Origin of the sequence: Pantoea sp. MQR6 (genome assembly GCF_022761075.1) — a bacterium.
GTDB classification, from domain to species: domain Bacteria; phylum Pseudomonadota; class Gammaproteobacteria; order Enterobacterales; family Enterobacteriaceae; genus Pantoea; species Pantoea phytostimulans.
Window position 1 is genome coordinate 240540 of the sequence record NZ_JAKYXB010000001.1, and the last position, 21327, is coordinate 261866.

Genomic DNA, 21327 nt, shown 5'->3' on the forward strand with positions numbered 1-21327 from the left:
AACAGCGAGGGGCGGTAGCGTGTCCGGCAGTTAATAAAGAGAGAGAGTTATGGAAAATCCAGCCATCCTGTTGCGACGTCTGAACCCTTACTGCGCCCGCGCCATGGAAGGGGCGGCCTCCCTGTGCCAGACCCGCGCCCATGCGGAAATCCTGCCGGAGCACTGGCTGCTGAAACTGCTGGAACAGGGCGAGGGCGACCTCACGGTGCTGGCGCGTCGCTACGAATGGGATATGGACGCGCTGTGGCAGGATTTGCTCGGCTGGCTGGATACACTGCCACGCTCGGTGCGCGGGCGACCGCAGCTGTCTGACAATATTCAGACGCTGATGCAGCAAGCCTGGCTGATTGCGTCACTTAACGGAGAAGCGCAAATCCGCAGTGTCCATCTGCTGATGGCGCTGGTCGGTAAACCAAAACTGGCACGCTGCGACGGCCTATGGCCGCTGCTGACGCTGGGGCAGAGCCAGCTGGAGCCTCTGCGACCGCTGCTCGATGCGCAGTCGGACGAGCGACCGGAGGTTCAGCAGGCAGCAGAGCTGGCGCAGAGGCACGGCGGCGAGGTCGAATTCGTTGGCCGCCCGGTGGGCGCTGACATCAAAGAGGGTGAACTGAACCCGGCGCTGCAAAGCGCACTGGATAAATTCACCCTCGACGTTACCGCCAAAGCGAAAGAGGGCAAGATTGACCCGGTGTTTGGTCGTGATACTGAAATTCGTCAGATGGTGGATATTCTCTCAAGACGTCGTAAGAACAACCCCATTCTGGTCGGCGAACCGGGTGTCGGTAAAACGGCCCTGGTGGAAGGCCTGGCGCTGCGCATTGCCGAGGGTAATGTGCCGGAATCGCTGAAAGCCGTCAGTTTGCACACTCTCGACCTTGGCCTGCTGCAGGCGGGCGCGGGGGTGAAGGGTGAGTTTGAACAGCGTCTGAAAAACGTCATCAATGCGGTACAGCAGTCACCTACTCCCATTCTGCTGTTTATCGACGAAGCGCACACCATTATCGGTGCGGGCAATCAGGCGGGCGGGGCGGATGCCGCCAACCTGCTAAAGCCGGCTCTGGCGCGTGGCGAACTGCGCACCATCGCGGCCACCACTTGGTCTGAGTACAAACAGTATTTTGAACGTGACGCTGCCCTTGAGCGCCGTTTCCAGATGGTGAAAGTCGACGAGCCGGACGACGAGACCGCCTGCCTGATGCTCAGGGGCCTAAAATCTCGCTACGCCGAACACCATGGTGTGTATATCACTGACGATGCGGTACGTGCTGCCGTCACGCTGTCCCGACGCTACCTGACCGGGCGCCAGTTGCCGGACAAAGCGGTCGATTTGCTGGATACCGCGAGCGCCCGGGTGCGCATGAGTCTTGATACCGTGCCGGAAGCCATCACTCATCTAAACGCGCAGATGACCGCGCTCACGCTGGAAGAGCAGGCGCTGCTGGAAGATACCGCTGTCGGCGGTCATTCCCAGGGTGAGCGGCTGGATACCATTAAAAAATTGCGTCTGGTATTGAGTGCGGATATCGCTACACAGGAACAGCGTTTCGTGCAAGAAAAAGCGCTGGCAGAACAGCTGATGGTTTGCCGTCAGGACGTCAGCCGTCAGGCCGACATCCACGACCTGCAGCAACAGCTGGAAACGCTACAGCAGGATAATGCGCTGATTCAGGTGGATGTGGATACGCGTACTGTCGCCAACGTGATTGCCGACTGGACCGGCGTGCCGCTCTCCTCATTAATGAAGGATGAGCAGACTGAACTGCTGAGTCTGGAGCATGAAATTGGCAAACGCGTGGTGGGCCAGGATGTGGCGCTGAACGCCATTGCGCAGCGGCTGCGCGCCGCCAAAACCGGACTCACCTCAGAGAACGGCCCGCAGGGCGTGTTCCTGCTGGTCGGCCCGAGCGGCACCGGTAAAACCGAAACCGCGCTGACACTGGCGAATGTGCTGTACGGCGGCGAAAAGTCCCTTATCACCATCAACCTGTCGGAGTACCAGGAGCCGCACACCGTCAGCCAGCTGAAAGGGTCGCCGCCGGGCTACGTCGGCTATGGTCAGGGCGGCATACTGACTGAAGCGGTACGCAAGCGCCCGTACAGCGTGGTGTTGCTTGATGAAGTGGAAAAAGCACACCGCGACGTGATGAACCTGTTCTACCAGGTGTTCGACCGCGGCTTCATGCGCGACGGTGAAGGCCGTGAAATCGACTTCCGCAATACGGTTATCCTGATGACCTCGAACCTTGGAAGTGACCACCTGATGCAGCTGCTGGATGAACAGCCGGATGCCACCGAAGGCGACCTGCACGAACTGCTGCGACCGATCCTGCGCGACCACTTCCAGCCGGCGCTGCTGGCACGTTTTCAGACGGTGATTTACAGCCCACTGAGCGAGCCGGCAATGCGCACCATTGTAGAAATGAAGCTCGGCCAGGTCAGCAAGCGCTTACATCGCCATTACGGTCTGACCACGCATATCGACGAGAGTCTGTTCGACGCCCTGACTGCTGCCTGTCTGCTGCCGGATACCGGTGCGCGTAATGTCGACAGCCTGCTAAACCAGCAAGTTTTGCCGGTGCTGAGCCAGCAGTTACTTACTCATATGGCCGCGAAGCAAAAACCAAAATCGCTGACGCTGGGATGGAGTGATGAGGAAGGGATTGCGCTGGAATTTAGGGGCTAATCAGGGCAGATAATATGGATACTGTTGAAGAACTTAACGGAACGTATTTTTTTGATGGCATGAATAATCTGACCGCCTGGGAGCTGCTTTTTTGGGTACTGGTTGATGAAACAGAAAAACAACTGGGTGTACAGGATATCGCTGGTATCGCCGCTTTAATACTGGGTAACAACATCATTGATATTCCCGGTAAACCGGAAACGGCAACCAAGGGAACATCTCCAGCCTCGTTATTTTTTCGCAGACATATCAGCTATAAATTTCGCAAAAGAGTATTACCTACACTTACAAAGAAGTCATTTTCATTGAAAGGAATAAAGATTTTTTGGGTTAATAATCTTGGTGCTTTCGTGGGGAGGGCGGTTCCTGTTTTGGGATGGGTGATTCTGGCTCATGATATTTCCGTTATCAGTTATCGAACGGTCGCCCGATACAACATCATTGTTCGTGAAGAGGATAAAATCTAGTGAATAGGGTAACTGATGACAAAGTAAGAGACTTTATTCTCCATGAGCTCCCTTTGGTCACAACGCTTTTTCTGAAAAGGGTGGGCATAGATGATGATGCCGTATTGCAGGAGCTCTTTGAAGTTGAAGATATTACTGAAATGGCCGACGCATTTTTCCGTTACTTTCATATCCCGGCAGATGGTTTTTCCGTTGATAATTACTATCCCTGGCAGGGTAAATCTGCATTTTTATGCAAAAAAATAATGCAGAGTAAATCGCCACTAACGATACGAATGTTTATTGAATCAGCCGGGGCTGGGCGCTGGTTATATAAATAATTTGTTTTTATTACCCCACTTTAACTGGCGGTGACATCAAACGGATTATCACTACGGAGTTATTATAATGAGCCTGACAGACATGTTACAGAAAACCTTTTCGGGTCTGGTTAATACTACGCTTAATCGCTATCAGCTTAATATTCCCTCCTGTCATTCTTCTTTGGATGTCGAAGATTTCTGTGGAACTGAATCGCTGAGCCAGCTCTATCGCTATGACATTAGTTTTACCAGCACAGATAAAAATATTGCTGCCAGCCAGATATTGAGCAAACCGGCGACCCTGACCATGGGAACCGGGATGCTCGCTATGCAGACCGGTCAGAAAGTAGTGCATGGCGTGGTGACGCACTTTGAGCGTATAAGCAGTTCTGCCGACCAGGCCGAATACATGATAACGCTTGAGCCGTTTCTGGCACTACTGAAAAACCAGTTCCGTACTCACCGCTTTTTCGTCAACCAATCGGTGCCGGAAGTGGTGGCAGAGGTGCTCCAGGAGCATGGTCTGAAAGACTGGGAGTATGCGTTCACCTTTAAAGCTGATTATCCAAAGCGGGAGCAGATTAACCAGTACCAAGAAAATGACCTCGCGTTTATTGAGCGTCTGCTGGCCGAAGTGGGGATTTTTTACTTCTTTACCCTGCAGCCGGATACGCAGACTGAAGTGGTGCACTTCGCGGATAAACAGAGCGCCTGGACGTTCGGTAAATCGCTGCCACTCAGCAGCCCGTCGGGAATGAGTGATAATGCAGTGGACTCGGTGTGGGGTGTATATGTCCGGCACAACGTGGTGGAGCGCTCGGTCACGGCCAGTGACTATAACCACCGTGAAGCCCAGAAAATCCTGACGTCAGTACCGGCTGATATGACCCGGGGCGACGGGAAGGGTATCACCTACGGGGAGGTGTACCACCACCGCCCGCGCCACCTTGAACGTGGCGACAAGATTAACCCGACAGCGGAAACCGGTAACTTCTGGGCGCGCCTGGAGCATGAACGCTTCCTGTCGACCCAGACCACGGTGACCGGCAGCAGCACCGACCATACACTGGGTCCGGCCCAGGTGCTGACCCTCACCGAAACGACCATCCCGCCAACGCTGCCCCGTGAAACTGAAAATGGTCTCGTCATCATCAGCGCCGGTTACACCGCCAGCCGCAAGAACGCTCTGCGAGTGGAGTGGGCGGCGATGCCGTACTACGAGAACCGCTGCTGGCGTCCGCCGGCTAAAAAACGCCCGGTCATCAGCGGTACGCTGACAGCCCGCGTCACCAGCGCTAAAGACAATGATATGTATGCCTGGCAGGATGAAGCCGGCCTGTACCGGGTGAAATTTGACGCCGACCGCGATGACAAAGGCCAAGGCATGGAAAGCATGCCGGTGCGTTTCGCCAAACCCTACGGCGGCGATAAATACGGTTTTCACTTCCCGCTGATACAGGGCACTGAAGTGGCGATTGCCTTCCACGAAGGGGACCCGGACCGGCCGTATATTGCTCATGCTCTGCATGATTCCCGCCACCTTGACCACGTTACTGAAGCCAACAGCACGCGAAATGTCATCCGTACCGCGGGTCTGAACAAGCTGCGGATGGAAGACAAGCGCGGCGAAGAACATATCAAACTCAGTACGGAGTACGGCGGCAAGACACAGCTGAATTTAGGCCACAACGTGGATGCCTCCCGTGAACTGCGCGGTGAAGGTGCCGAGCTGCGAACTGATAAGCATGTTGCCATTCGTGGTGGTGCCGGGGTGTTTATCAGTGCTGACTCTCAGTCCCAGGCGCAAGGGAAAATGTTGGCGATAGAGGCTGCTCTCAGCGAGCTTCAGAAGGCACAGTGGCTGACCGAATCCCTGCGTAGTGCGGCGGAGACGGCAAAAGCAGAACTGGCAGATTTACAAACGCAAAAAGCACTGCTCAGTGATGTACTTACCGAACTTAAACAGTCCGCACTGTTGTTCTCTGCACCGGCCGGCATTGCGCAGACCACAGCGAAAAGCCTGCAGCTGTCTGCGGGGGAAAACCTCATGGCAACCAGTGGGAAAAACACCGATTTTAGCGTGTTGAAAGCCTTCACTGTGGCGGCGGGTGAGATTATCAGCCTGTTTGCGCAGAAGATGGGAATAAAAGTCTTTGCTGCTAAGGGAAAGGTGGAAATCCAGGCGCAGGGAGATGAGATGGCGTTGGATGCGCTGAAAGATGTACGTATTAGTAGCAGCGAAGGCAAGGTGATCATTCGTGCAGAGCAGGACATTTTACTGGTGGGCAGCGGTGGTGCTTATTTGCGGATAGGCAACGGCGAGGTGGAGAGTGGCGCCCCGGACAAGATTATCCAGCGGGCGGCAGTATGGCAGAAGTTTGGCGGGCAGAGCGCCAGCGAGATGGCACATAAGTGGGATAAGGCCGATTTTGCTTATACCCCTAAAGCTGTCCATCTCTATGATAGTGCGGCATTGTCTGGTCAAACACTGCACATGCAAGCTGAAGATGCAGCCAGCAAAATCGTATCAACAGCTGAAGATGGTAAGAGTGTTGTACTGAAGCAAGCTGACGTGGTGACTGACAGAATGCGGTTTAAGGACGAAAAATAAAATGACGGGAGCAGCGGAAAACGAAGTAGTGATTTTGCCCGAATATGATGAAAATGGACGGGCATTTTATACCCTGCCTAATGCCAGAGCTGAAGACAATCTGGTGGTCGTCTGTCCTAAAGTTGCGGAGAAAGTGATCCCGATAATTTTCCTGCCAGGCGTAATGGGATCGAACCTGAAAAAGGCCGGCTCAGATAAAAAAGTCTGGCATGCCGATCTGTATGAGGGGATTGATGCGCTGGCATGGACAATTAAAGCAAAAAAAGAAAGGAAAGAATTGTTGGATCCAGCGACTACCGAAGTGGATTTAACCGGTAAGGTACTTTATAGCGACCTCGAAGGAAAAATGTTTCCCAGCAGAGAGGAACGCGGCTGGGGCAGTGCGCTTTACAAGAGTTATGGCGAGTCACTCCATACCCTGCAATGCATGCTGAATGACGGTCATATTCTGCTTGATAACCTGGTTAATGGCACCCACAGACGAACTCCCCGACAGTGGCTTATTGGTGAAGACTTAGGTGCAGAAAAAGGCGAAGAACCGCTGACAGAAGATGAGGTCAGGCAGAGTTACGATTTTTTATTTCCCTTGCACGTCTTTGGTTATAACTGGCTGCAGTCAAACGCGGACTCTGCCCAGCATCTTGACCGCTATATCAGTCAGGTGTTGAGCACCTATCACGGCAGGCTTGCTGTCAGTAAAGTTATCCTCGTCACGCACTCCATGGGCGGTCTGGTTGCCCGGCATTATTCAGAAAACATGAACGGCAGGGAAAATATCCTTGGCATTGTGCATGGTGTCATGCCGGGTCTGGGGTCTCCAGCGGCCTACCGGCGTATGAAAACCGGAGAACGGGGCATAGTCGGGTCAGTTATTGGTGCTGACGCGGCCAATCTGATGCCGGTGCTGGCCCAATCGCCCGGACCGTTACAGCTGCTGCCGGGTAAGGCCTACGGGACGGGATGGCTGAAAATCCACTCCAGCAAAGGGATTATGAATAAACCGGAGTCCGACCCTTATACGGAAATTTATCTTAATGAACGTGACTGGTGGCGACTGTGCGAGAAAGAGTTGTTGCTGGATGATGTGGGTAGGGAGTGGAAAGCCTATCAGAGCAGAATAAAAAAGGATGTCGAAAAATTTATCGAAAAATTAAACGGTCAATATCATCCCCATACTTACGCATTTTACGGTGCCAGTAATAAACACCCCTCAGACGATCATCTGATATGGCGGCAGATCCCGGCACCAAGACCGGTGTTTGGCGTACCGCTGGAATTGCCCTCCTACCGTCATGTGCAGGGGAGCACGCTTGAACTGATCTCCTCCGGCAGTCCGGGAGACGGCACCGTACCGGTCCGTGCAGGGCGTATCTCATTTTCCGGTATTCATTCGCTGCTGGCCACGGAAGTGGATCATGAGGGGGCCTATGCCGTGGGAGATCCCGGCACTGAAAACGGACTCTCTGTCGCAATAAAGTTCACGTTACGGTCGATTATAAAAATGGTCAGGGAGGTGACGCCATGCGGGTAAGGCATTTATGGCTTGGATTGTTTGCCGTTGCGCTTGTGTTATCCACAGCGTACTGGTTATTAACCCGCGCGTGGCCGGTATCGCCACTGACCGTAGAGGAAAAACAGATGACGGATACGCTTTTTGAGCAGATGAAACCTCAGTGCCTTGGTCGCTACCTTTTTGATGTCCCCGTTTCATTTACCAATACTCTGGCGGACCAGGTGAAAATTAATGACGTCAGTATTGCCAGCAGGCGGTTATATCGCCCGGCATTTGAACAGCGTATTCGCTTGCGTGAGCAGGAACTGAGAAACAGCCACACAGTTGACCCTGAAGATCAGCCTTTTCTGAAACAGGTGTACCGAATAAATGAAAATACAGTTATTTTCGATCGCAATGTAAATGGAAGTGTCCCAGGATTTGGGCGGATTATTGAAGGGCATTTGTATCATAATGGAGTGGCATTCAATGTTACTACTGAGATCACCGATTTATCCGATCCAAAATATAAAAAGGATAGAGAGGATTATTTAAAAAGCGGTTCCAGGGAAAGTGATCTGAACGATGTACCTCAAAAACTGGCGGAAATGCAAAGTTTGCTTTCGAGACTGAAGGGAAGAGCAGATAATGAAGTGCCCACGCAACCAGGAACCTGTATTCCAGAGGGTTTTATTAGCGACGCCAATATCAAATCGGATGAAAAGATTAACATGTTGTACCGTCAGGGTGGTTTTGAACTGATAGTAAACAGCAATAGCACCCTTGGAAATGGCGAAACGCTACTGGAGCGGGGGAACGAAATAACTCCGGTCATGATCAGGATTGGGGCGCACACGCTCAGAAAAGGGCCGGTTACCCTCCCGGGTATAAATGCAGAAGAGTGGCTGATTAAAGCGAATCAGGACATTTACCGGCCAGAGGATAAAAACGTCCCCTATTATACATTTTCACTTTATGGTAATGAAAAGATTGCTGATTATAATCACCCGGTATTTTCATTAGAATTACATAACTCTGGCCATGAGGTGAAGAATTATACGGGTCCACAGCTGGTTGATATATGGGACAGAATAACCAGGACATTCAGATACAGGCCAAATGCATTCTGAAAAATCATACGATTCTCGTTGAGGGGGAAGTATAACTATTTGTAATTCTTCTTATAGCTGTTAAGGGCGCAGGCCATGAAAACTCTTATGGAATTGATAGTATAGGTATTTAAAGCGGCCTTTCAGTTAAGATGATAAATGGTGGTTTCAATAAATATTTAGGAGCAATGGTAAGCAATGTTTAATGAGCTGGAAGTATTACTTACATGGATATCAATGTTAGGGCTTGGTTTCTCTTTTTCAGCCCTTAGAGATCGAAGCAATCCCGCTCAGGTCAGGACGTTGGGATGTGTTTTTCTCCCTCTCTCAGTATGGCTTTTTTTGGTTTTATTAGGTGGCGGCGCGCTAAGATTTTATTGATTAAAATTCGCATTGAATGTGTCAGTGAAGTGTTTTAACTCATCTAGCTATGTAAAATATAATCAGTATTAATTTTTCATGGCGTTATTTTTAGTGCATTTAACTCAGTGTTTTAATATGACATCTAGTTATTCTGTGAGTTATAACCATTTAATTTTATAATTACCACGTAATATACTTAATGAATAAGGAATATATTATGCCAGCACTGGCTTGTCTGGGGGATGCCACTACGCATGGTGGTAAAATAATTTCAGCTTCATCTTCCTTATATGTTAACGGCATCCAGGTCGCACTGGTTGGCGACTTGGTCTCTTGCCCTGAGCACGGAACCAATCGAATAACCGAAGGAGAACCCACTGCTTTTGAAAATGGTGTGTCAATTGTGGTTGATCATTGTCTCTGTGAATGTGGTTGCCGGATTATCGGCTCACATACCGACTGTGCTATTGAGTCCTGATTATGTCATGGCCTATTCCGAAAATACCCGTAAAGACGGTGGTACCCCAACCGGACTACAGACGCTGGGTCATTATTTTGTTGGTTATGGCAATGGCAGGAACATTACTCGCGGTTTTTCCGGGGAAAGCGACAAGTTACGGTCAGGCTCTACTGTATGGCATGTTACCTGCAACATTACTCTGGTTGTGTTTTTTTGGTCTGGCATTTCATCGCTATGAACAGTCTGTAAATGCTGCCCTGTTGTGGAATGAAGAAACAGCGAGAACCAAACAACACTGGCAGCATTGGAGCAGAAAACAACAGATTGTGGTGGGGAATGTCGCACTGACCCCGGAGGAAAAAGGCATTAATGCATTGCTGGGAAACCTTGCCGATATACCTGCATATCCTGAAAAAGCACGCCCCCTTTCTGCTGATTTATCTGGTCTGAGTGAACGTTTAAAATTTATCGATCAGGAAATTGAAAAGCAATACCCAGGCTACCGCCATCACCTCAGTAAAATAGTGATCCAGTACCAAGAAAAATATCAGAAAGAAACGATAGAACAGACTGTTTATCAACAATGGGAGCTGTGCCCGGAATATGCGGATGCACCAGAATCTTTCTGTGCTGATGATGAGAACGAGCCAAGCGGCTTGGATCTTTTACTTTGCTTGCAGGACTGGAAAGATAGCGAGGCTGAAAAGTACAGCGAATTTGTCACCGCACAATTAATCACCTCCAGCCGTTTCGCCAGCCAGAATGCACTTCCCGTTATCGCCGGAGTGGGGAGGAGTCTGTCTTCTGACTCCTTGACCGGGGCACTGGATATGCTATCTGAATATAACCGACTGGAAAAAGAGTCAATACGTTACGTCTGGTTATCGGGTATGGATGCTGATGAGCGTACACAGCTAGTTCAACATATCACATCAAAACAATGGTCTCTGCCAGAAAGACGCCCTTTGATTTCCCTTGACCACTCATTCGGGCCACGTGGTCCTCTGATGTTTCCGGTGATGATTTCCCTTTTGGCTGATGCAGCAAAGCACACCGGCGAAATGCAGTTATATATTTCCCGAAATGAGAAAAATTTGTATTCACTTTGTCTGATAACCCGGGAGTTATTTTCATGACAACGGAAGTGTCATTGCCAAAAGCTAGTTATGGTATTACTGGGTATATCATTCTCATCATGGGTCTGGCAGGGATAACTGCTTTCCTGCTATTTATTTGGCAGGGTGAATTTGCTTACTGGAATATAACAAAATATACAGCATGGACTATTTGGGGATGTTTTTTCTCTTTCTTACTGATTCTGGCTGTTGCTTTTTATTTCCTGCAATGCAACCACTATAAAAAGCAGCAGACTCTGTACCGTTCGGAAAATGTTCTCATCCATAGCGAAAAACAAAATTTGCAGACGACTCCTGTCGCCAGTCATTTTCCATCCGTCGCTGAGATCCGTGAGGCGATGCGCACTCTGTATGGTCGAGGCTGGTCCCGCAAAGTTCGCATCCTGCTGGTGACAGGTAGTGTTACCGACGCCGAACAACTGACCCCTGGACTTACCACTCAATTCTGGCAGGAGGATCGCGGCACATTGCTGCTGTGGGGCGGTGACCTCAATACGCCAGCAGACAGTACCTGGCTGACCGCGCTGCGCAAACTGCGTCGTCGTCCGGTGGATGGCATGGTGTGGGTCACTTCAGCGTTTGACCAGCTCTCAGCCCCCGGGCTGGAACAGCCGCTGCCGGTTCCATCTGAAAACACCATGGATACGCTGGCACATGCCATCAGCGATCGTATGGATGCGCTGGGCTGGAAACTCCCGTTGTATGTCTGGTCCCTGCACCCGCGTGCTGGTAAGCAGGAAGGACGCATTACTCAGGCGACCGGTTGTCTGTTGCCTGCCGGTTGTCGCACCGAAGGGCTGGTAGAACAACTGTCCGCCCTGACGCCGGACTTGACCTCACAGGGCCTGCAGCAGACCTGCGGCGAGGTGAAACATAACTTCCTGCTGATGCTTGCCGACCTGCTTAGCCGCGAACCGGAGAGCGTGACTGCGCCGCTGTCGGTGTTGCTCAATCCGTACCGTCCGCTGCCGCTAGCGGGCGTGGTGTTCAGTCAGGTTTCTGCCGGTGCTGAACGTGCTGTGCAGCACCACTGGGGCAGGGATAAGCGTTGGGATGTGTTACCCGATTCTGTCCGCGACCTTCCCGCCGATCTTCGTCCGCGTCAGCCCGGTATTCGCTGGTGGCGGGTCATGCTTTGTGTACTTGCGCTGTTGATGGTGTTGTGGGGCGCCTGGATGGTGGTTTCCTTTATCAACAACCGTAGCCTGATTGTCAGCACGCAGACGCAGGCTGCCTTGGCCTCAGAGCAAAAACAGCCGCTGGCTGACCGTCTACTGGCGCTGTCTGCATTACAGAAAACACTAGCCCGCCTGCAGTACCGCTCAGAGCAGGGAGCCCCCTGGTATCAGCGTGCCGGTCTAAACCGTAATGATGAACTGCTTACCGCCCTTTGGCCTCGCTATCGCGACAGCGCACAACCGCTGTTACGTGATGCGGCCGCTGACCATCTGGCAGCTCAACTGAATGCGTTTGTTTCATTGCCGCCGGACAGTCCCTTGCGTGAGAAAATGGCAAAAACCACTTATGACCAGCTCAAACTTTACCTGATGCTGGCCCGCCCGAAACATATGGATGCGGCCTGGTTCAGCACCGCGCTGCTGCATGACTGGCCGAAGCGTGAGGGTGTGAAAGACGGCGTCTGGCAGGGCGTGGCCCCGTCGCTGCTGTCGTTTTATGGCGCACAGCTGGTCACACATCCTGAGTGGAAACTGCGTGCTGATGAAAACATGGTCAGCCAGGCGCGTTCCCTGCTGGTTCGCCTGATGGGCGTGCGTAACAGCGAATCGACCCTGTACCAAAAGATGCTCTCGCAGGTGGCACACCTCTATGTCGATATGCGCCTCGAAGACATGACCGGCGATACCGACGCCGGCCGCCTGTTCAGCACCACAGAAATCGTGCCGGGAATGTTTGCCCGGCAGGCCTGGGAGCAGGCGGTACAGCCCGCGATACAGAAAGTGGTGAAAGCGCGCCGGGACGAACTCGACTGGGTACTCACTGACAGTAAGCGTCAGGTAAGTAAACAGGATGAAACCTCGCCGGAAGCGCTGAAAAAGCGCCTGATGGAGCGTTACTTTGCCGATTTTAGCAGCGCATGGCTTGCGTTTCTCAACAGCCTGCGGCTTAACCGCGCGGCCACGCTGTCTGACTCGATTGATCAGCTGACCCTGATGGCCGATGTACGTCAGTCGCCTCTGGTGGCGCTGATGAACACCCTGAACGTGCAGGGGCGCACCGGTCAGACCGGCGAAGCGATTTCGGATTCTCTGGTGAAGTCGGCAAAGAATCTGCTGGTTGGGGACAATAAGGATGCGATTGACCAGAGCGCCGGCGTTCACGGGCCACTGGACGCGACCTTTGGCCCGGTGCTGGCGCTGATGGACAAAACCCGCTCCGGCACGCAGGTCCAGAGCCTCCAGTCGTATCTGACCCGGATGACGCAGGTGCGCCTGCGCCTGCAACAGGTGACCAACGCGGCCGACCCGCAGGCCATGACCCAGACCCTTGCTCAGACGGTATTCCAGGGCAAGGCGGTCGACCTGACCGAAATCCGTGACTACGGCAGCCTGATTGCCGCCGGCCTCGGGCAGGAGTGGAGCGGTTTTGGGCAGACAGTATTTGTGAACCCGATGGAGCAGGCCTGGCAGCAGGTACTGACGCCGGCAGCAGACAGCCTGAACGCCCAGTGGCAACAGGCGGTGGTCAGCGACTGGAACAGTGCTTTCGGTGGGCGCTATCCCTTCAGTGATGCCAGCAGTGAGGTTTCCCTGCCGTTACTGGCGAAATACCTGAATACCGACTCGGGCCGTATTGCCCAGTTCCTGCAGACGCGGCTTAAAGGCGTGCTGCACCGGGAAGGGAGTCGCTGGGTGCCAGACAGCATGAATTCACAGAGGCTCACGTTTAACCCGGCCTTTCTGAAGGCCATTAACACGCTGAGCCGACTCTCTGACGTTGCCTTCCCGCAGGGCAATGCCGGGATGCATTTCGAACTGCGTCCGGGCACGGCGAGTGGGGTGATGCAGACCGACATGATTATCGACAGCCAGAAACTCACCTACGTGAATCAGATGCCAGCATGGAAACGCTTTAGCTGGCCTGCGGATACCGAAGCGCCGGGCGCGACATTAAGCTGGATAAGTACCCAGGCCGGCACCCGTCTGTATGCCGATGTTCCGGGGGCCTGGGGGTGGATACGCCTACTGGATAAGGCCTCTGTCAGCGGCAATTCGGGCGTGGCCAGTAGCTACAACCTGCGTTGGAAAGCGCAGGACGGGCGCAACCTCAATTACACGTTGCGTACCGAAGCCGGAGAAGGTCCGCTGGCTTTGCTTAAGCTGCGCAACTTCCGCCTGCCGGAGAAGATTTTTAGTGTGGATACCTCGCAGATGCAGGCTTCCTTGTCAGGGTCAGACGCAGAGGAGATGTACTGATGCCATCACTTCATTCCCTGCTCAGTGCCTGCCAGGCAGAACAGGTGTCGTTACTACAGCAGACGCGGGAGCGGGTTGCGCTGTGGGGCAACTGGCTGCTGCCGGTGTCCGGCACTTCACCGGCCGGAGAGGACCCCAGCTATGACGATGATTTCCAGCAGATGCGAGAAGAGGTCAATAAGCTCACCGGTGCGGACACGGAACTCGTCTGCCGGCTTGCCGAGAAACTGCTCACCACCACGGCAAAAGATATCCGGGTCGCCACCTACTACTGCTGGGCGAAACTGCACCGGGAAGGTGAAGGTGGGCTTGCTGACGGACTGGAACTGCTGGCCGGGTTGCTGGAACGTTTTGGTGCACAACTGCATCCCCGGCGTGAACGTAGCCGCAAAGCCGCACTCGAATGGTTAGCGGGTTCACGGATGGTGGACAGCCTGTCCCTTTATCCGGAAGTGGTCAGGAGCGATGCGCGCCGTACTGTGGGCGCACTTTTACTGATGGCGCAGTTAGCTGAAAAGGAGCCGGAGGAAAGCAGGCCACAGTTGGGCGGTTTGTACAGCGCGCTGGCCTCCCGCCTGGTGAGTGCTGGCGGTGTTAATGCCGTCGTCCCGCAGAACGCCAGTGACGCGACAGCTTCTTCTTCAGCTCCCCACGGTCACACATCTGAACTGGGCCGCATCACCTCCGGGCAGGATTTGCTGGCACAGGGGCGTACATTAACCGCTTACCTTCAGGAACAGCCCGGCGGCTGGCTTGCTGCACACCACCTGATGAAAAGCTTGCGACACGACACGCTGGCGGAACTGCCTGTGATGGCGGGTGACGGGCGTACCCGCATTGAGCCGCCCAAAGCGGACCAGCGCGCGCTGCTTAAACGCCTGTACTTGCAGCAGAGCTGGAGCGAAATACTGGAGCAGGCCGACAGCCTGTTCTCTCGCGGTGCCAATCACCTGTGGCTCGACCTGCAGTGGTATATCCATCAGGGGTTGGTGAAGTCGGGTCAGAGTGTGCTGGCTGACATGATTGCCGCCGACCTGAAAGGGCTACTGACTCGTCTGCAGGGACTTGAAACGCTGGCCTTTAATGATGGTACCCCGTTCGCAGATGAGGTGACCCTGAACTGGATACAGCAGGGTGTTATGGAGTCGGCCAGCGCCTGGGATGGTGGAGTGACCGCCGTCCCGGACAGCAGCGCTGACAGCGATATTCTGCAGCTGGAACCGGAAGCACTTGCCCTTGCTGACAGTGACGGCACTGAGGCTGCGCTGAACTGGCTGCAGAACCGGCCTGGTATTACCACCGCCCGCCAGAAATGGCTGGTGCGCCTGCTGATGGCGCGTGTTGCCGAACAATATGGCAAAAATGAGCTGGCGACACACCTGTTCTCTGAACTGGGTTCACAGGCGGAGGGGGTGACACTTGCGCAGTGGGAACCTGGACTGTTGTTTGAAGTGCTTGCGCGTCATCTGAAACTGCTGCGTATGAAAGCCGGGCGCAGTGAAAGCGACAAAACCCGTCTGCAGCCGGAAATGGAACACCTGCTTGCCGGACTGATAGCGCTTGACCCGGCCCGTGCCGCCGTTCTGTGCGGTTAATACTCATCAAGGAAAGATAATAAAATGGACGATTTAACCCTGCGCTATTTTGATGCGGAAATGCGCTATCTGCGTGAAGCCGCGAAAGAATTTGCTCAGACGCACCCGGACCGGGCAGCCATGCTCGACCTGGATAAAGCCGGAACCCCGGACCCTTATGTCGAACGCCTGTTTGAAGGCTTTGCCTTCTCGATGGGGCGGCTGCGCGAGAAAATTGATGATGATCTGCCGGAACTGACCGAAGGGCTGGTCAGCATGCTCTGGCCCCACTATCTGAGGACCATTCCGTCGCTGTCCGTGGTCGCGTTCACCCCCGAGTTACCGTCAATGAAAATGGCCGAACGGGTGCCGGCCGGGCTTGAGGTTTACTCACAACCCATCGGGCCCAAAAACAGCATCTGCCGCTACCGGACCACCCGCGAAATGATGCTCAATCCGCTCAGCGTAGCCGGTGTCACCATGACGACCGAGCCGGATGGGCGTTCACTGTTGCGGATACGCTTTGCCTGCAGCCAGCAGGCCGACTGGTCGCAGGCTGACTTGAGCCGTCTGAGTCTCTATCTGGCGGCTGAAGCGCCGGTCAGCAGCCATCTGCACCTGATGCTCACCCGACGGCAGGCGGCCATGTATATGCGTCTGCCGGGGCAGACTGACCGCATCCATATTGATGGCTATTTTTCGCCGGGCGGTTTTGGTGAAGAAGAGGGGTTGTGGCCTAAAGGTGATACCGCATTCAGCGGTTACCAGCTGCTGCTGGAGTATTTCACCTTCCGTGAAAAATTCATGTTCGTCCATCTTAACGGACTGGAGGGCATTACGCCTCCAGCGGGTGTGGCGTACTTTGATATTGAAGTGGTACTGAGTCAGCCATGGCCATCAGACCTGCCGGTTACGGATGACGCCCTTCGTCTGCACTGTGTTCCCGTAATCAACTTATTCACGCTGGAGGCAGACCCGCTCACCATCACCGGGCTGGAAAGTGACTACCTGCTCAGACCCAAACGCCTGCAGGACGGGCATACCGAGATTTATACCGTTGATGCCGTGATGGGCTCTGGCCGTACCGGTGATGCCGAATATGTGCCGTTCAGCAGTTTTCGTCATAAAGGCGGCATGATGCGCCGACATGCCCCTCCGCGCTATTACCACACCCGCGTGAAGCGTGGGGTCACCGGCCTGCACGATACCTGGCTGATACTGGGCGGGCACCAGTGGGAGAACGACCGTAGCGTGGCAAGGGAAACGGTCTCCTTACGTATCACCGGTACCAACGGTCAGCTGCCGCGTCGTGCCCTACAGAGCACGCTACTTGACCGTTGTGAACAGGTGGTGCAGACAAACGTTTCCGTCAGAAACCTCTGCAAGCCCACGCTGCCGGTGTATCCGCCGGCGGAAGACCGTTTTCACTGGCGCGTGCTCAGTCATTTGGGGGCGGGTTTTCTTAACATGATGAGCAGTGCAGAAGTGCTGCGCGGTACGCTGGCGCTGTACAACTGGCAGGAGGATGAGCTGAATAATCGTCGCCTTGAGGCCATACAGCACGTGGAGCACCACCGTATTCAGCGCTTTGAGGACGGTTTCCTGCTGCGCGGTCTCGATATCGAGGTGACGCTCGACGGCAACGGCTTTACCGGCGAAGGGGACGTGCATCTGTTCGGGGAGCTGCTCAACCGTTTCTTTGCCCTCTATACCGATATGAATCAGTTTAACCAGCTCACGCTGATTGTTCAGCCAGAAGGAAAATGCATCCGGTGGAAAGAGAATCACTGTCCGCGCCTGCCCGGCTGATGGCACAGCTGGGTGACCGGCTGCCACACACCCACTTCTACCGTTTCTGCCAGCTGCTGGAACAAAGCCAGCCGGACCGGCCGGTTATCGGCAGTCACTGGCAGGTCCGTCACGAGCCGGTACGCTTCCGTCCGCATCCGGGAATGGGCTTCCCGGCATCGGAAATCAAAGGGCTGGAGTTACCGGAACAGCCGCATCTGCCACCGACCGTCAGGGTGACCTTTATGGGGCTCTACGGGGTGGAGTCGCCGCTGCCCACGCATTATATCGACGATATCACCCAAAGGCGGGAAGGGCATGAGGCTACGGCGGATTTCCTCGATATCTTCAATCATCGTCTAATTGCCCAGTATTACCGCATCTGGCGCAAGTACTCGTATCCGGCCACGTTTGAGGCCGGGGGAAAAGACAGGACTTCGCAATACTTGTTAGGTCTGGCGGGGCTTGGCATCGATGGTTGTGCAGAAAGCATCGCCACACCGCTCTCCCGCTTCCTTGCACTGCTGCCGGTGATGTTGCTGCCGGGCCGCACCGCAGAAGGCATGATCTCGCTGGTGAGTCTGCTCGCACCGGATACCCGGGCGCAGGTCTGGCACCATGACCGGCGGCGTATTGCGCTGAAAAAGCCGCTGGCGATGAGTGTCCGTCAGCCGGTCAGCCTGAAGGGCCGCCCGGTCATGGGGGCATACGGGACTGACGTTAACAGTCAGGTGTTGATGCGTTTCACCAGCACCAACCCGGCAGAAATCAGAGGCTGGCTACCGGGCGGCGACCTGCACACTGACCTGATGGCCTTACTGCATGTTTATCTGGGGGCTCGCCTGGATGTCCGCCTGCAGTTGTGCGTGGACAGAACCCTGCTGCCCGATGCCCGAATGTGCAGCACACCCGGTCCTGCCGATGCGCAACTGGGACGCACGGCGGTAATGAAGCCGCTGGGAGCCGCAGGGGTACAGACAAACAAAAACCTCATTATCAATCTGGGGCGCTATGAGCGTGTTCAGGAAAACATTTATCGAAGGGAGGCCGATGAAGATGGCGATTATCACTGGTAAAGCCATGCGACTGGTTCTGTCGTCAGGACTTACGCTGCTGCTTGCTGGCTGTGGACTGACTCAGAAAGTGACCGACGGCACGGTGGCCGTGACCCAATCCATTTTTTATAAGCAGGTGAAAACCCTGCATCTTGATATCCGCACCCGTGAAGCGGTGAACAGCAATGCCCGCGGGGAGGCACTTGCCACCGTGGTGCGTATTTACCAACTGAAAGACCGTAAAGCATTTGATAGTACGGATTACTCGTCCCTTTTCGCCGATGACAGTCAGGCTCTTAAGGCGGACCTGTTGGCAGCGAAAGATATTCACCTGCGGCCAGGCAGCGCAGTGATGGTGGATATGCCGATGGACGAGCACGCGCAGTATGTGGCGATAGCGGGGATGTTTATGTCCCCTGACACCATGAATAACACCTGGCGGATGGTGCTCTCCCGCAATGAGCTTGACCCAGATAAGCCGCGCATCATCGAAGCCGGTGATAACCGCCTGACGCTCATACCCGTGAGAGATGACTGACATGCCGCGCCCGTCTTTGTACGAGATATTGTACGGTAACTTCATCGGTGAGCTCGATTTACATCAGGTCAGCGAAGAAAGCCAGGTCATTTTGTCCGTTCTCGATAACATGCAGCGCATCCTCAACTGCCGTGCCGGTACGCTGGACCATCTCCCCGATTATGGCCTGCCGGATATGACGAAAATCCTGCAGGGCATGCCGGGTACGGCACACCAGTTGATGGGTACGCTTTCAGACGTACTGTTGAAGTACGAGCCGCGCTTGAAAAACGTTGAGGTGGTGATACTGGAGCAGACTCAGCCCGGCGAATTACGTTACGCCATCGACGCAGAGCTGAAAGGCTTCGGGTTGGTGCGTTATGGCACGGAGTTTATGCCTGAGGGGAAAATACTGCTGCGGCACCTGAAACAACAGCAGCTTATTGACCAGCAGGCCTTTTAATCATAGTGCGCAATAGCGGCTAAACAGACACAAAAAATGCAAATGAAAATTAAGGGAATAACGCGTGGCACGAAGAAAAAAAGATGATAATGCGCTGGGCGTAATTCTGGTTATTCTTGGCGTTATCGCCTGGGGGATTTACGTCGCGGTAAGAGCACTGATTAACGTTAATGAGCGCTTTATTGATTCGGTATCAACGCCAGCCGGAATTATTGCTACCTTCTTTGGCGCCAGCTCTGGAGAAAACGCTGCACGACCATCTGGAACGTTACCGCATCAACAGGATTAACTTACGTAAAGAGTTTTTCCGCGTAGAGCTCAGCAAAATCATTAACGAGGTGGAACGTCACCACGGGCGGGTTGAATACATTGCTGACCCAATGGCACTGCAGTATCTGCAGAGTCTCGACTATGCAGAAAGCGAAGCCGCATAAACGATAACCTTCAATAGCTCCCGGCACGACAAATGGACAACTGGTCATGAATGACATCCCCCCACGTAAAATAAAAACCGGTGGCGACCCACGCACGCTTCCGGATTATACCGCCCTGCGCGAAGAACTGAGCAAACTGACGCATCCGGCGCGCCCGGATGTGAACTGGCGTTATGCCGAAAAACTTTGTCTTTCGCTGTTTGAACAAAATGGTGTGGAGTTACAGACAGCGGCCTGGTACACGCTGGCCCGTGCGCAACAGGCCGGTCTGCTCGGTCTGAATGAAGGTCTGGCGATACTGGAGGCGCTGATAAGCCATCAGTGGGGGACGCTGTGGCCGCAGCCAGTACATGCCCGCATGGAAATCCTCAGCAGTCTGAGTCAGCGTCTACAGCAACTTATGCGCTCGCTCCCGCTAAATTACAGCGACCTCAGCCAGTTGTATCGGGTGGAGCAACTGCTTACCAGTCTGGGGGAGGTGCTGCAGCGCCTGGAGCTTAAGCACCTGAGCCAGCTCGACACGCTGCGTACTCTGATGCATAACAGTGCTGTCCGGCTGGAAAACAACAGTGTCGGTGCATCCGGTACTGGTGCACCCGGTGTTGTACTCCCCACAACGGGTATAAATAGCCCAGGAACATCCGTTGATACACTGCCAGGCATTCCAGATGCAGAGAAAAACGTGCCGAACAATGCGGTGAAGTGGGTGTATGTGGCGGAGCCGGAACAACAGCTAAATGTGGAAGTACTCTCGGCAATACCTGCACCGGTAAAAAAGTGGAAATCTTTCACTGCCGGGATGTGTTCCATGCTGGTGATAAGCATAGTCGCAGTGTGGAGCTGGCAGTATCTTCACCGGTCAGACCCGCTACAGACTCAGTTTGCTGCTTCACTGGCTCCGTTACCCGCAACACTCACGCCTGCACAGTTGGATGTGATACGTCATCAATCGCCGCTTCCACAAACAGTAATTGCACAAACACAGCAGAAGCTTGCCCTGCTGGACCAGCTTCCTCCTGACTGGAATATTGACTACAGTCGACAACTTGTAGAACAGGCTCAGACTCTGTGGCCGGAACAGGCTAAGCCCCTGATACAGCATTGGCAACAACAGCTTAGTGCTGTCGCATTGCCAACAGAGCAGCTGAATGGCTGGTATCAGGGAATGACAATGCTACAGAAACTGAGTGACAGGCTAAACAGGCTTGATGAGCAGAAGGGTAAATACATGACGGTCAGTGAACTGAAGTCAGTAGTATTTTCAACTATGCAGTCGTTTAATCAGGCCATACCGGCTGAGGAGCAACTGCGGGTATTGTCAGAAAACCCTGCTGGAGTACCTTTACCTGCTGCTGCTAAGGCTCAACTGGAGATGCATCTGAAACAATTGACTGCCCGTTATGCTGAGATAAAACAGAACTTATCGGAATAAAAAC

Annotated in this window: 16 protein-coding genes and 1 pseudogene; all 17 read left to right on the forward strand. The window is 53.8% G+C overall.

What is annotated here, in order from left to right; translation table 11 throughout:
• The first annotated feature begins 49 nt into the window (after positions 1-49).
• The 17 genes and pseudogenes from tssH to MUG06_RS01210 all read left to right on the forward strand — a co-directional run bounded on the left by tssH (position 50) and on the right by MUG06_RS01210 (position 21323).
• Positions 50-2686 (forward strand): type VI secretion system ATPase TssH, encoded by a 2637-nt coding sequence (gene tssH, locus MUG06_RS01130; protein WP_243077475.1) that lies wholly within the window; start codon positions 50-52, stop codon positions 2684-2686.
• A 14-nt stretch (positions 2687-2700) separates the two neighbouring features.
• The gene (locus tag MUG06_RS01135) at positions 2701-3153 is read left to right on the forward strand and encodes an STM2901 family protein (protein WP_243077476.1); all 453 of its coding nucleotides are present in this window, start codon (positions 2701-2703) and stop codon (positions 3151-3153) included.
• A complete protein-coding gene (locus MUG06_RS01140) occupies positions 3153-3473 on the forward strand; it encodes a DUF1493 family protein (protein ID WP_243077477.1) in 321 nt (106 codons plus the stop codon). The genes MUG06_RS01135 and MUG06_RS01140 overlap by 1 nt, the downstream gene beginning before the upstream one ends.
• Positions 3474-3540: 67 nt before the next feature.
• The gene (gene vgrG, locus MUG06_RS01145; protein ID WP_243077478.1) at positions 3541-6066 is read left to right on the forward strand and encodes a type VI secretion system Vgr family protein; all 2526 of its coding nucleotides are present in this window, start codon (positions 3541-3543) and stop codon (positions 6064-6066) included.
• Position 6067: 1 nt separating this feature from the next.
• On the forward strand, positions 6068-7597 hold the full coding sequence (locus MUG06_RS01150) for a hypothetical protein (RefSeq protein ID WP_243077479.1): 1530 nt from the start codon (positions 6068-6070) through the stop codon (positions 7595-7597).
• A 107-nt stretch (positions 7598-7704) separates the two neighbouring features.
• Positions 7705-8688, forward strand: coding sequence for a T6SS immunity protein Tli4 family protein (locus MUG06_RS01155; RefSeq protein ID WP_243077480.1), 984 nt, complete (start codon positions 7705-7707; stop codon positions 8686-8688).
• 541 nt (positions 8689-9229) lie between these two features.
• Positions 9230-9508, forward strand: a complete 279-nt coding sequence (locus MUG06_RS01160) for a PAAR domain-containing protein (RefSeq protein WP_243077481.1) — start codon at positions 9230-9232, stop codon at positions 9506-9508.
• Between the two features lie 2 nt (positions 9509-9510).
• Complete coding sequence (locus MUG06_RS01165) at positions 9511-10626, forward strand: hypothetical protein (RefSeq protein ID WP_243077482.1); 1116 nt, start codon at positions 9511-9513, stop codon at positions 10624-10626.
• A 59-nt stretch (positions 10627-10685) separates the two neighbouring features.
• Positions 10686-14060 (forward strand): ImcF-related family protein, encoded by a 3375-nt coding sequence (locus MUG06_RS01170; protein WP_243078468.1) that lies wholly within the window; start codon positions 10686-10688, stop codon positions 14058-14060.
• A complete protein-coding gene (gene tssA, locus MUG06_RS01175; RefSeq protein ID WP_243077483.1) occupies positions 14060-15655 on the forward strand; it encodes a type VI secretion system protein TssA in 1596 nt (531 codons plus the stop codon). The genes MUG06_RS01170 and tssA overlap by 1 nt, the downstream gene beginning before the upstream one ends.
• A gap of 24 nt (positions 15656-15679) precedes the next feature.
• On the forward strand, positions 15680-17443 hold the full coding sequence (gene tssF / locus MUG06_RS01180) for a type VI secretion system baseplate subunit TssF (RefSeq protein ID WP_243077484.1): 1764 nt from the start codon (positions 15680-15682) through the stop codon (positions 17441-17443).
• Positions 17398-18498 carry a type VI secretion system baseplate subunit TssG gene (gene tssG, locus MUG06_RS01185; protein WP_243077485.1) on the forward strand — a complete coding sequence of 367 codons (1101 nt, stop codon included), beginning with the start codon at positions 17398-17400 and terminating at the stop codon, positions 18496-18498. The genes tssF and tssG overlap by 46 nt, the downstream gene beginning before the upstream one ends.
• On the forward strand, positions 18479-19015 hold the full coding sequence (gene tssJ, locus MUG06_RS01190; RefSeq protein ID WP_243077486.1) for a type VI secretion system lipoprotein TssJ: 537 nt from the start codon (positions 18479-18481) through the stop codon (positions 19013-19015). Before tssG ends, tssJ begins: the two co-directional genes overlap by 20 nt.
• Positions 19008-19457, forward strand: a complete 450-nt coding sequence (tssE, locus tag MUG06_RS01195; protein ID WP_243077487.1) for a type VI secretion system baseplate subunit TssE — start codon at positions 19008-19010, stop codon at positions 19455-19457. Before tssJ ends, tssE begins: the two co-directional genes overlap by 8 nt.
• A gap of 64 nt (positions 19458-19521) precedes the next feature.
• Positions 19522-19746 (forward strand): hypothetical protein, encoded by a 225-nt coding sequence (locus MUG06_RS01200; protein WP_243078533.1) that lies wholly within the window; start codon positions 19522-19524, stop codon positions 19744-19746.
• Positions 19685-19891, forward strand: a pseudogene (locus tag MUG06_RS01205) (GIY-YIG nuclease family protein); the annotation flags it as partial. The gene MUG06_RS01200 and the pseudogene MUG06_RS01205, both read left to right, overlap by 62 nt.
• Positions 19892-19937: 46 nt before the next feature.
• Complete coding sequence (locus MUG06_RS01210) at positions 19938-21323, forward strand: VasL domain-containing protein (RefSeq protein ID WP_243077488.1); 1386 nt, start codon at positions 19938-19940, stop codon at positions 21321-21323.
• Positions 21324-21327: the final 4 nt, after the last annotated feature.